9 protein-coding genes are annotated in these 12,588 nt (G+C 57.5%); 2 read left to right on the top strand and 7 right to left on the bottom strand.

Annotation, left to right across the window (positions count from 1 at the left end):
- Positions 1–172 precede the first annotated feature (172 nt).
- Entirely contained in the window at positions 173–2,431 is a 2,259-nt protein-coding gene (locus tag ACLEXF_RS21240; protein WP_374747724.1) for a TonB-dependent siderophore receptor, read from the bottom strand.
- Between the two features lie 588 nt (positions 2,432–3,019).
- Here ACLEXF_RS21240 and ACLEXF_RS21245 point away from each other — a divergent pair.
- On the top strand, positions 3,020–4,600 hold the full coding sequence (locus ACLEXF_RS21245) for a lytic transglycosylase F (RefSeq protein WP_023319488.1): 1,581 nt from the start codon (positions 3,020–3,022) through the stop codon (positions 4,598–4,600).
- A 121-nt stretch (positions 4,601–4,721) separates the two neighbouring features.
- Here the strand turns inward: ACLEXF_RS21245 and ssb1 are convergent, their stop codons facing one another.
- A complete protein-coding gene (gene ssb1 / locus ACLEXF_RS21250) occupies positions 4,722–5,246 on the bottom strand; it encodes a single-stranded DNA-binding protein SSB1 (protein WP_004151744.1) in 525 nt (174 codons plus the stop codon).
- 251 nt (positions 5,247–5,497) lie between these two features.
- Here ssb1 and uvrA point away from each other — a divergent pair, with 251 nt between their 5' ends.
- Positions 5,498–8,323 (top strand): excinuclease ABC subunit UvrA, encoded by a 2,826-nt coding sequence (uvrA, locus tag ACLEXF_RS21255; RefSeq protein ID WP_004206306.1) that lies wholly within the window; start codon positions 5,498–5,500, stop codon positions 8,321–8,323.
- Here the strand turns inward: uvrA and ACLEXF_RS21260 are convergent, their stop codons facing one another.
- The 5 genes from ACLEXF_RS21260 to alr all read right to left on the bottom strand — a co-directional run bounded on the left by ACLEXF_RS21260 (position 8,324) and on the right by alr (position 12,587).
- On the bottom strand, positions 8,324–8,680 hold the full coding sequence (locus ACLEXF_RS21260; protein WP_004206305.1) for an MmcQ/YjbR family DNA-binding protein: 357 nt from the start codon (positions 8,678–8,680) through the stop codon (positions 8,324–8,326). It lies immediately after the preceding gene.
- 3 nt (positions 8,681–8,683) lie between these two features.
- Entirely contained in the window at positions 8,684–9,100 is a 417-nt protein-coding gene (locus tag ACLEXF_RS21265; protein WP_004206303.1) for a secondary thiamine-phosphate synthase enzyme YjbQ, read from the bottom strand.
- Positions 9,101–9,231: 131 nt separating this feature from the next.
- A complete protein-coding gene (gene aphA / locus ACLEXF_RS21270) occupies positions 9,232–9,945 on the bottom strand; it encodes an acid phosphatase AphA (protein WP_004206302.1) in 714 nt (237 codons plus the stop codon).
- A gap of 191 nt (positions 9,946–10,136) precedes the next feature.
- Positions 10,137–11,330 (bottom strand): aromatic amino acid transaminase, encoded by a 1,194-nt coding sequence (gene tyrB / locus ACLEXF_RS21275; protein WP_048294006.1) that lies wholly within the window; start codon positions 11,328–11,330, stop codon positions 10,137–10,139.
- Between the two features lie 177 nt (positions 11,331–11,507).
- Positions 11,508–12,587, bottom strand: coding sequence for an alanine racemase (gene alr, locus ACLEXF_RS21280; RefSeq protein ID WP_048294005.1), 1,080 nt, complete (start codon positions 12,585–12,587; stop codon positions 11,508–11,510).
- Position 12,588 lies beyond the last annotated feature (1 nt).

Consider the following 12,588-nt stretch of genomic DNA (forward strand, 5'->3'; position numbering starts at 1 on the left):
CCCGATCGGGATCAACGACCTTGCGCGACGGAAATCAGTATAAAAAGATATTTTGAGCTAATAATGTAGAGGGCGTGAAGATTTTGTCACCATTTATAATTGTCTCCACCGCTCTCATCTGAAATAAAAAAACCGGGCCGCGCTGCACCCGGTTTCATTCTCACCAGCACCATCAGAAGTGAGTATTTACGCTCACAAAGAAGGTCCGCCCCGATTCGTTATAGGTCTCGGCACCCGCGCCATACAGATAAGCTCCCGTCGTCGCGTTGCCGGTCGTTTGCGCATTCCCTGCCCGATAGTGGCGGATATCAAACAGGTTATCTATCCCGCTGGTGAAGCTCAGGTTTTTGTTCACATCCCAGGTCGCACTGAGACCGACAATACTGTATGGGCTGACTTCGTTTAATTCGCTGCCGCTGACCGCCTCGCCCTTATAATTAAAGCGTTTTGGTTTCTGTCGGCCATACCAGGTAAAGGTGCTCTGCAGAGAGAGATCTTCACGGACCTGCCAGCTCAAAGTCGAGTTCAGGGTAAACTGCGGGATCACTGACAGTCGGTCGCCTGTCGTCTTATTCTTGCTCTGCAGCATCCATGTCAGGTTATTGCTCCAGTTAACCGTCTCCCCCATCGGAAGATTCAACGTTCCTTCCAGGCCTTCCACTAACGCCTTTGGTACGTTTTCCCACTGATAGATATTGGTGGTGCCGTTGCTGGCAGTGCCCACCGCCGCGTACCCTGACTCAATCTTGTTGTGATAGTCGTTACGGAACCAGGTGATTCCCGCCTGATAGCCCTCATGCTTATACTCAAGACCAATCTCTTTATTAACGCTGGTCTCCGCTTTCAGGTCGCTATTCCCCATCAGATAGCAGGCGGAACTACTGGCGTAACAGCCTTGACCGTTGCTGTAGAGAATATAGTTCGGGTTCAACTGGTAGAGGTTAGGCGCCTTGTAAGCGCGGGCAATGCCCAGCTTCAGCGTCCAGTCGTCCGTCAGCTCCTGGGACAGGTTCAGTGAGGGGCTCCAGTTATTGCCGACGATGCTGTGGTGGTCGAAGCGCAGAGCGGGTGTCAGCAGGGTGCTGTCCGTTAGCGCCATATTATCTTCGGTAAACAGCGAGAAGATCTCGGCGCTGGAGTACGGGCTACGACCAGTAGCCGATACGCCATCGATAGTTCCATAAGAGAGCGCCTGGGTTGTCGATACGCCATCTTTCATCCGCTGCTGATTCCATTCTGTCCCCAGCGTCAGATTCTGATCGACCCCCAGCGTAAACGGAATATTCACTTCGCTATGTAGCAGAACATCGGCCAGATCGATATCTGAAAACTCGCTACTGGAGAAGATCCCTTCCGTCCCCCCCGCCAGCCCTTCATTCATTCGCGAGTTGCGGGTGTGTTCGTACTGGGCATAGCTGTTGCTGGTCACGCCATTATCCCAGCCGCCGGTCCATGTCACGCCATAAGTTTGCCGGTAGAGACGGTTAGTCTCTTTCCCGTACATGCTCTTCACCAGCGTACTGGTATTGGTGTTTTGTGTGTCGCCGGCATAGAGGTTGCCCTGTCGGCTGTAGCCGGCCTCAAACTCCAGGGCCTGCATCGGGGCGAACTCCCAGCGCAGCTTACTGTGAATATCTTTGTTCACCACCCCTTCACGTCCGGCAGGATAAGAGCCCGCGTAGGAGCCTGTACGCTCGGCTTCATGCCCGGCGTTAATGTCCTGAGCATCGGCCTGGGTTTTACTCAGATTACCCCAGAGATTGAAGCTGACACTGTCTGACAGCGGACCATTGAGGCTAAAGTTGGTACGTTTCGTCGACCCTTCTTTACGATGCTGCGGAGCATTCATATAGGTATTCCACGACCCATGCCATTCAGGCGTGGTCGGTTTGGTCACGATGTTGACGACCCCGCCCATCGCGCCATTACCATAGCGCGCCGCCGCCGGGCCGCGGATCACATCGATATGATCGATCATCTCTGCCGGCACCCAGTTGGTATCGCCACGGGAATCACGATCGCCGCGCCAGCCATACCGCACCGAGTTACGGCTGGTGACCGGTTTTCCATCGACCAGCACCAGAGTGTTCTCTGGTCCCATCCCACGGATATCAATTTGCCGGTTGTTGCCTCGCTGACCGCTGGTGGAGTTACCGGTCAGATTGACTCCGGGTTGCGTGCGAATTAACTCCGACACATCGCGGGCGGGGGGATGTTTGCGAATCTCGTCCGCAGTAATGGTCGACACGCCCGGCGCCTGCAGGTTCTGCCTGGCGGCAGTTACCACCATCGTTTCCTCGTGATTTTCAGCAGTGGGGGTGCTCTCGTCAGACGTCGATGGTTCGATAACGCCTTCTGTCGCCTGCAGCGGCACGCTACAGGCAAACAGAGGAATGGCGATCCCCAGCGGGAAGAGAGACGTGTATTTCATAGGATATGCCCTGTTTTCTGTTGCTGTCGGGCATAACGCCTTCCCCAATTGAAAAAACAATGGGATAAAATACTTGCCTCAGCGCCTCGCCAGATTTTGGCGCAGGTCAGCGCCTTCCCGGCATTAATGGGAATAAGAAGACAGCGTGAGGCATAATAAAATTAAGTGCCCTGTTTCATCATTAGAGAAAAAGCGCTGCGCGCTATTCTTTGATAGCGTAATCCAGACAGCGTGTCATTAGAGTAATGTGCCGTGTTACGGTAATAAAAATGAGATTCATTATCAAGATGATAATAATCAATATCAGAGAAAAATAAAATAACATTTACCAATCAGCTGGTTACCAAAAAACAAACGGAAGAGAATAAAGTAAAAATAAAATCATCACTTTCTATTCATCATTAAAAAAACATATTTTTATCATATTATCTCCATAGTTAAATTAAAGACAAAAGCACATTAATAGTAAGTAATACTATTTGCGAAAGACTCTTTGTCGGTATCGTTACACCTTTTCCCCCATGTCCTACCCAGCTAACGGCGGCCGTTCTGCTAAAATAAACACATCCCCCTGCGGAGTGCTCCTCCATGAACGCCAACTCGCTATCACGCCTGTTTATCGCCTGGCTTACCTGCCTCGCGACGCTGTTATTCGCCCCTTTTCTGCCGGCGGCGGAGGCGGAAATCGCGCCGCCGGTGGCAACCGAAGACAATACGCTGTCGATCCATATCGACGACATGCTGCAGCCGTGGAAAGGCGATCTGCCTGGCATGCTCGATCGGCGCACCATCCGGGTATTAACCACCTACAGCAAGACCTTCTTTTTTATTGATAAAGGCACCCAGCGCGGGGCAACGCACGACATTTTTATCGCGCTGGAAAACGATCTGAATAAACAGCTGGCGAAAGATAAAAAGCTAAAACAGCGCCACCTGAAGCTGCATATCGTTTTTGTGCCGGTCAGTCGGGATAATCTCTTTACCGCGCTTAATGAAGGTAAAGGGGATATCGCCGCCGCCAACCTGACTATCACGCCCTCGCGGGAAGCCCAGGTCGATTTCGCCCAACCGCTCTACAGCAACGTGAAAGAATTACTGATCTCCGGCCCGGCATCGCCGAAGGTCGACAGTCTGGAGCAGCTCTCCGGTCAAACGGTCTTTGTTCGCCGCTCCTCCAGCTATTACGAAAGTCTGCAAGCGCTGAACGCCCGATTTGCCAGCGAGTCACGACCGCCGGTTACCCTGGAAGCGGCGCCGGAAGCGCTGGAGGATGAAGATCTGCTGGAAATGCTCAACGCCGGGCTGGTGCCGTTGATCGTCGTCGATCAGCATAAAGCGGTTTTCTGGAAACAGGTATTTCCGAAAATCCAGGTCCATGACAACGTGGTGCTGCGCGACGGCGGCAACATTGCGTGGGCGGTACGCCAGGACAGCCCGCAGCTGCTGGCGCTGCTGAACAACTTCGTGAAAAAGAATCGTCAGGGCACCACGCTGGGTAATACCCTGCTGCTGCGTTACCTGAAAAATGCCCAATATGTTAAAAATGCCGCAGCGAGTAAGGAACGGCGCAAGTTCCTCGCCATGGTGGACGTCTTCCGTAAATATGGCGATCGCTATGATGTCGACTGGCTGCTGATGGCGGCCCAGGGATACCAGGAGTCGCGGCTGAACCAGTCGGTTCGAAGCCACGTTGGCGCCGTCGGAGTGATGCAGGTGATGCCCCGCACCGGAAAAGAGCTGAAGGTGGGCGATATTAAACAGCTGGATCCCAATATTCATGCTGGCGTGAAATATATGCGCTGGATGATAGATCGTTACTATGCTGATGAGCCCATGACCCGGCTGGATAAAGCGCTATTTGCCTTTGCCTCCTACAACGCCGGTCCGGCGCGTATCGCCCGCCTGCGCACCATGACCAAACAGCGCGGGTTTGATCCAAACGTCTGGTTCGGTAACGTCGAAAATCTGGCGGCAGAAAAAATCGGCGCGGAAACGGTGACCTACGTCAGCAATATCTATAAGTATTACATCGCCTATCGGCTGATCGTCGATGACATGGCCCGCAAACAGAAAGCGACGGCGGCACCGCGGCAGGAGCCGGTGGCGCCGCCAGCCAAACCGCAGCCCAGCGTGGCGATGCCCGCGACCGCTCAGGTGCCCGCGGCCTGAAGCGCTCGCGGCCAGCGGTCAAAACCACTTCTGAGGCGGTGGTGAAATAATCATAAAAAAAGCCCCGGCGAAACCGGGGCTTTCTGTGTTAACTACGCGGATATCGCGTTTAAGGCAGGCCTTAGAACGGGATATCGTCGTCGAAGTCCATCGGCGGTTCGTTGGAAGGCGCTGCCGGAGCCTGCTGCTGCGGACGGGACTGCGCGCCGCCGCTGAACTGGTTGCCGCCCTGCGGCTGCTGAGGCTGACCCCAACCGCCCTGCTGCTGTCCGCCGCCTGCCGGTGCGCCGCCGCCCTGACGGCCGCCCAGCATCTGCATGGTGCCGCCAACGTTTACCACCACTTCAGTGGTGTATTTATCCTGACCGGATTGATCGGTCCACTTGCGGGTACGCAGTTGGCCTTCAATGTACACCTGAGAGCCTTTACGCAGATACTCACCAGCGACTTCAGCCAGTTTGCCGAACAGCACAACGCGGTGCCATTCAGTCTGCTCTTTCATTTCGCCGGTCTGCTTGTCACGCCAGGATTCGGAAGTTGCCAGCGTGAAGTTGGCGACTGCGCCGCCACTTGGCATGTAGCGTACTTCCGGGTCCTGCCCCAGATTACCGACGAGAATCACCTTGTTTACGCCTCTGCTGGCCATGTTCGTGTCTCCTGAATACGTTTCTTAATAGTGTAAACGCGCGAGTGTACCATTTCCACGTAGCATTTTAATAGCTGCGAGGCTGATTCCAGAGATAGTACCCGGCTACGACATTGTTGCACACTCGACCTGAATTTGCATTCCGATACTGTATATTCATTCAGGTTAAATTGTGTCATAATTAGCCGTTTCTGCCGTTTGTCCTTCAAGCAAACCAGGCAATCCGTGTATCTACCTACCGGGAAAGGTGAATGGATAAGATCGAAGTTCGGGGCGCCCGCACCCATAATCTCAAAAACATCAACCTCGTTATCCCGCGCGACAAACTCATTGTCGTCACCGGGCTTTCCGGGTCTGGCAAATCTTCACTCGCTTTCGACACCCTGTATGCCGAAGGCCAGCGTCGCTACGTCGAATCGCTCTCCGCCTATGCGCGACAGTTCCTGTCGCTGATGGAGAAGCCGGACGTCGACCATATCGAAGGGCTGTCGCCGGCGATTTCCATCGAACAGAAATCAACCTCTCACAACCCCCGCTCGACGGTGGGTACGATTACCGAAATTCACGACTACCTGCGTCTGCTGTACGCCCGCGTCGGCGAGCCGCGCTGTCCGGACCACGACGTGCCGCTGGCGGCGCAGACCGTCAGCCAGATGGTCGATAATGTGCTCTCTCAGCCGGAAGGTCAGCGCCTGATGCTGCTCGCGCCCATCATTAAAGAGCGCAAAGGCGAGCACACCAAAACCCTGGAAAACCTCGCCAGCCAGGGCTATATCCGCGCACGGATCGACGGCGAAGTCTGCGATCTCTCGGATCCGCCGAAGCTGGAGCTGCAGAAGAAACACACCATCGAGGTGGTCATCGACCGCTTCAAGGTGCGCGACGATCTGGCGCAACGTCTGGCCGAGTCGTTTGAAACCGCGCTGGAGCTCTCCGGCGGGACCGCCATCGTGGCCAATATGGATGATGAGAAAGCGGAAGAGCTGCTGTTTTCCGCCAACTTCGCCTGCCCGATCTGCGGCTACAGCATGCGCGAGCTGGAGCCGCGCCTGTTCTCCTTCAACAACCCGGCGGGTGCCTGCCCGACCTGCGACGGTCTCGGCGTGCAGCAATATTTCGACCCCGATCGCGTGGTGCAAAATCCGGAGCTGTCGCTGGCGGGCGGCGCCATCCGCGGCTGGGATCGGCGTAACTTCTACTACTTCCAGATGCTGAAGTCGCTGGCGGAGCACTATAAGTTTGACGTTGAAGCGCCGTGGGGCACCCTCAGCGCCAGCGTGCAGAAAGTGGTCCTGTACGGTTCCGGTAAAGAGAATATTGAATTCAAATACATGAACGACCGCGGCGACACCTCGGTGCGCCGCCATCCGTTCGAAGGCGTGCTGCATAACATGGAGCGCCGCTACAAAGAGACGGAATCCAGCGCGGTGCGCGAAGAGCTGGCGAAGTTCATCAGCAATCGCCCGTGCGCCAGCTGCGACGGTACGCGTCTGCGCCGTGAGGCGCGCCACGTGTTTGTGGAAAACACCCCGCTGCCGACCATTTCCGATATGAGCATCGGCCACGCGATGGACTTCTTTAACAATCTGAAGCTCTCCGGCCAGCGGGCAAAAATCGCCGAAAAAGTGCTGAAAGAGATTGGCGATCGCCTGAAGTTCCTCGTCAACGTCGGCCTCAACTACCTGACGCTTTCCCGCTCGGCGGAAACGCTCTCCGGCGGCGAGGCCCAGCGTATCCGTCTGGCGAGCCAGATTGGCGCCGGACTGGTTGGCGTGATGTACGTCCTGGATGAGCCCTCCATCGGCCTGCACCAGCGCGATAACGAGCGCCTGCTCGGGACCCTGATCCACCTGCGTAATTTAGGCAACACGGTGATCGTCGTTGAGCATGACGAAGACGCCATTCGCGCCGCCGACCATGTGATCGATATCGGCCCCGGGGCCGGGGTCCACGGCGGCCAGGTGGTGGCGGAAGGACCGCTGGAGGCCATTATGGCGGTACCAGAATCCCTGACCGGCCAGTTTATGAGCGGCAAGCGCAAAATTGAAGTGCCGAAGCAGCGCGTGCCCGCCGATCCGGAGAAAGTCCTCAAGCTAACCGGCGCGCGCGGCAACAACCTGAAAGACGTGACGCTGACCCTGCCGGTGGGCCTGTTTACCTGCATCACCGGCGTCTCCGGCTCGGGTAAATCCACGCTGATCAACGACACCCTGTTCCCCATTGCCCAGCGTCAGCTTAACGGCGCGACCATCGCCGAACCGGCGCCGTATCGCGATATTCAGGGGCTGGAGCACTTCGATAAAGTCATCGATATCGACCAGAGCCCGATCGGCCGCACGCCGCGCTCCAACCCCGCGACCTATACCGGGGTGTTTACGCCGGTGCGCGAGCTGTTCGCCGGGGTGCCGGAATCACGTTCCCGCGGCTATACGCCGGGCCGTTTCAGTTTTAACGTCCGCGGCGGTCGCTGCGAAGCCTGCCAGGGCGACGGGGTGATCAAGGTCGAAATGCACTTCCTGCCGGATATCTACGTACCGTGCGACCAGTGCAAAGGTAAGCGCTATAACCGCGAAACGCTGGAGATTAAGTACAAAGGCAAAACCATCCACGAAGTGCTGGATATGACTATCGAAGAAGCGCGCGAGTTCTTTGATGCCGTACCGGCGCTGGCGCGTAAACTGCAAACCCTGATGGACGTGGGTCTGACCTATATCCGTCTCGGCCAGTCGGCGACGACCCTGTCCGGCGGCGAGGCGCAGCGCGTCAAGCTGGCGCGCGAGCTGTCCAAGCGCGGTACCGGCCAGACGCTGTATATCCTCGATGAGCCGACCACCGGTCTGCACTTCGCCGATATCCAGCAGCTGCTGGAAGTGCTGCACCAGCTGCGCGATCAGGGCAATACCATCGTGGTGATTGAGCACAATCTCGACGTGATAAAAACGGCCGACTGGATTGTCGATCTCGGCCCGGAAGGCGGCAGCGGCGGCGGCGAAATTCTGGTTTCCGGTACCCCGGAAACCGTCGCCGAGTGCGAAGCCTCGCACACCGCGCGCTTCCTGAAGCCGATGCTAAAATAATTAGCGAGAAAGCTGCTGCCGGACCGGCTCCGGCAGCATTTTCACCGCCTGCTGATAAGACGCATCGACCAGGTAGTAGATTTGCGAATCCGGCAGCGAGCCATCCAGAAAGACGGTGCTCCAGTGTGCTTTATTGAGATGCTGGCTGGGCCGGACGTCGCGATGCTGCTGCCGCAGCAGCTCCGCCAGCTCCGGGCTCGCCTTCAGCGCAACCGCCGGCCGCTGGTCTTCGACTTCCTTCACCATGGCAAACAGCACGTCCGAGACCTTAATCTGCGTGGCTTTCCAGTCGCTGTGGACGCTCTGCTCTGCTCCCGGCTTCGCCATGCAGTACTGCAATAACTCCGAAATTGTCATCTTTTATTCCCCCATGAGCGTCGCAACGATGTGCCGCGAACCGCCGTGTATCCGATGCTCCCCCAGCCAGATGCCCTGCCAGGTCCCCAGCCTGACGCGTCCGTCCTCGACCGGCAGCATCAGCGACACGCCAAGCATCGATGATTTGATGTGCGACGGCATATCGTCAGGGCCTTCATAATCATGTTCGTACGGCGCATTGTCCGGCACGGCGTTAAGAAAATACTGCTCCATGTCATACCGGACGGTGGGATCGCAGTTTTCGTTGAGCGTCAGGGAAGCGGAAGTATGCTGGAGCAGGAGGTGTAGCAGGCCGACCTTCACCCCGGACAGCCCGCGGATCTGGCCGAGGATTTCGTCGGTGACCAGATGAAAACCACGGGATTTAGGCCCAAGCGTCAGGGTTTGCTGATACCACATCATCGACTCCTTTTTGCGAATGAATCCCTCTAAGTGTGCAGCAATACGTGAAAAGGTAAAACCTTCCACCCCGGATTTTGCATAAAAAAACGGCAGCGTCACCGCTGCCGTTTATCACGTTCTGACGCCTGTCAGTATTCGGAATTGACGATCACTTCTTCGCCCAGCGCGCCGGCCATCGGCAGCGGCTTATAGGAGGAGTTGGCGGCACGCAGCACGCGGATCCCGCGGGCGCCCGCCTCGCGGGCGGCGGTAATATCGTTATCCGAGTCGCCATAGAAAACCTTTATCTGCTTCGTCTGCAGCCACTGGGTCTTGGTATTCTGACCCGGCTTATCGCCAGCGAAAATCACCGGGTTCATATTGGCGGCGGGGATAAGAAAATCATCCTGCAGGGTTTTAGAAACGGTTTCTGTTTTGGTCTGGCTGCGGCCGGTGACGAACCAGATGCTGTCGCCACGCTTCACATGCATGGCAATCAGCTGGCGCGCCACCTCTTTTGGCATGCTGAATTCGTCCCAGCCGTTGTTCATTTTTTCCCAGAACTGCGGGTTTTTCAGGTAATCCTCACTGCCGGGAGAGAAGGTTTTTTGCCCGCGCCAGAAACCAGGACTGGAGAAGAGAACGGTGTCATCGATATCAAAGCCGACGGCCATCGGCGGACGCCCCAGCAGGCTGTTCTCAATTTGCGCCACCGAAACCCAGTGGATCGGCGCCTGCTCGGCCAACTGGGCCACGTTGGTGCCGACCCACAGCGGCTGTGGCGTGGAGGCGCGCGCTACTACGGCGCTGTTCAGCGTGAACAGGAGAGAAGCCGCCGCAAGGGCGAGAGTAAGTTTGCGCATATTTATCCCTAAATCTATCAATCATTATTGTTTTCAATAATGTGCATGCTTAGTAACGCCCCGACCTTACCCGCAGGCGACAGGGATGAAAAGCCTTTTTCGCGTAGATGTCATAGAAAAAGAGGATGATCACAATCAGAGGGGGTTGCCCCTGCCCGTTGACCGGCAGAGACAACCTGCTGGAGAGCGGCTTACATTACCGCGGCAAAGGCTTTCGCGACCTGCTGAACATTACGTGAGTTTAACCCCGCCACGCACATGCGTCCGCTGGCAATCAGGTAGACGCCAAACTCGTCGCGCAGGCGATCCACCTGCGCCGCACTGAAGCCGGTGTAGCTGAACATCCCGCGCTGCTTGAGCAGGTAATCCACATCGCTGCCCGGGGCAACCTGCTGCAGCGCGTCGACCAGCGCCTGACGCATAGTCAGGATATGCGCGCGCATGGCGTCCACTTCCGCCTGCCAGGTGGCTTTCAGCCCGGCATCGTTCAGCACCGTCGCCACCACCTGCGCGCCAAAGCTCGGCGGGCTGGAGTAGTTGCGGCGCACGGTGGCCTTCAGTTGGCCAAGCACGCGGCCTGCGGTTTCACTGTCTTCACAGACCACCGACAGGCCGCCGACGCGCTCTCCGTACAGGGAGAAAATTTTGGAGAACGAGTTGCTGACCAGCATCGGCATCCCGGCGCTGGCGATGGCGCGAATGGCGTAGGCATCCTCTTCCAGCCCTGCGCCAAAGCCCTGGTAGGCGATGTCGAGGAACGGGATCAGCTGACGCGCTTTCAGGATCTCCACCACACGATCCCACTGTTCCGGCGTCAGGTCGGCGCCGGTCGGGTTGTGGCAGCAGGGGTGCAGCAGCACAATGTCGCGCGCCGGCAGCGTTTGCAGCGTCGCCAGCAGCGCTTCAAAGCGCACGCCGTTGGTGGCTTTATCAAACCAGGGGTAAGTACTTACTTCGAAGCCAGCCCCTTCAAATATGGCAATGTGATTTTCCCAGGTCGGGTCGCTGACCCAGACATGGGACTCAGGAAAGTAGCGTTTGAGGAAGTCGGCCCCGACCTTCAGCGCGCCCGAACCGCCGACCGTCTGAATGGAGGCGATGCGGTTTTGCTTAAGCGCGCTATGCTCCGCGCCAAACAGCAGCGGCGCAATTGCCTGGCGGTAGCCGCTCAGCCCTTCCATCGGCAGATACAGCGAGGCGCCGTGCGGCTCGGCGTTCAGGCGCGCTTCCGCTTCCGCCACCGCCTGCAGCTGCGGGATAATGCCGTCATCGTTGTAATACAGCCCGATACTCAGGTTGACTTTGTCGCTTCGCGGGTCTTCTTTGAAGCGTTCCATCAGAGAAAGAATAGGGTCGCCGGCGTAGGCGTCAACTTTTTGAAACACGCGATGTATCTCCAGGTTTACATGGGGCAGGTTCTTACACAATAAACCGGATATGACGGCAGGTCGAGAGGATGTTGAGGGGAAAGTGACCGCGCTGCGGTATAAACCGCTTTTTTGTCCGCGGCTATACCGATAGCGTACCGGATAAGCGTCTGAGCTATCCGGTACGAACAAGGCTTAGTCGAGGTATTTCATGGCGACGCGGGAGGTCAGTCGCGTAATAAGTTCGTAAGCACTCACTTTCGTTATCTCGGCGATGCGCTCTACCGGGAGTCCCTCTCCCCACAGCACCACCGCGTCGCCGGCTTTATCCTGGGCCTGCGGGCCGAGGTCAACGCAGATCATATCCATCGCCACCCGGCCGACAATCGGCACTTCGCGGCCATTGACCAGCACCGGGGTGCCCGACGGCGCGGCGCGCGGATAACCGTCGCCATAGCCCATCGCGACCACGCCGAGACGCGTGTCGCGTTCGCTGACCCAGGTGCCGCCGTAGCCGACGGGCTCCCCTGCTTTATGCTCGCGCACGGCAATCAGGCTGGACGTCAGGGTCATCACCGGCTGACAGCCAAAATCTTTCCCGGTGGAGCGATCGTCCAGCGGCGACACGCCATACAGGATAATGCCCGGACGCACCCAGTCATAATGCGACTGCGGCCACAGCAGGATACCGCCCGAGGCGGCAATAGAGCGCAATCCCGGCTTGCCTTCGGTAAAGGTGGTGAAAATATCCAGCTGGCGTTCGGTGGCGCCGCAGGTCGGCTCATCGGCGCGGGCGAAGTGGCTCACCACATTAACCGGCTGGCGGACGTTTTTGCACTGGCTCAGACGCTGATAAAACGCCTCGGCTTCCTCCGGACGCACCCCTAAGCGATGCATGCCGGTATCCAGCTTCATCCACACGGTCACCGGCTCGGGGAGATCGGCTTGCTCCAGGGCCGCCAGCTGTTCGGGGCTATGCACCGCGGTATGCAGACGCTGAGCGGCGATCACCGCCAGGTCTTCCGCCGCAAAAAAGCCTTCCAGCAGGAGGATCGGCTGGGCGATCCCCCCCGCTCGCAGGCGCAGCGCCTCTTCCAGGCGGGCGACGCCAAAAGCGTCGGCGTCGGTCAGCGTTCGCGCGGTCTCAAGAAGACCGTGTCCGTAGGCGTTCGCTTTCACCACCGCAACCAGTTTGCTGGCAGGCGCCAGTTCACGCAGACGTTGCAGGTTGTGTCGCAGAGCGCGGCGGTTGATAACTACAGTTGCCGCTTGCATT

Origin of the sequence: Klebsiella pneumoniae complex sp. WS1778 (assembly GCF_049472055.1) — a bacterium.
Taxonomy (GTDB): Bacteria; Pseudomonadota; Gammaproteobacteria; order Enterobacterales; family Enterobacteriaceae; genus Klebsiella; species Klebsiella quasipneumoniae.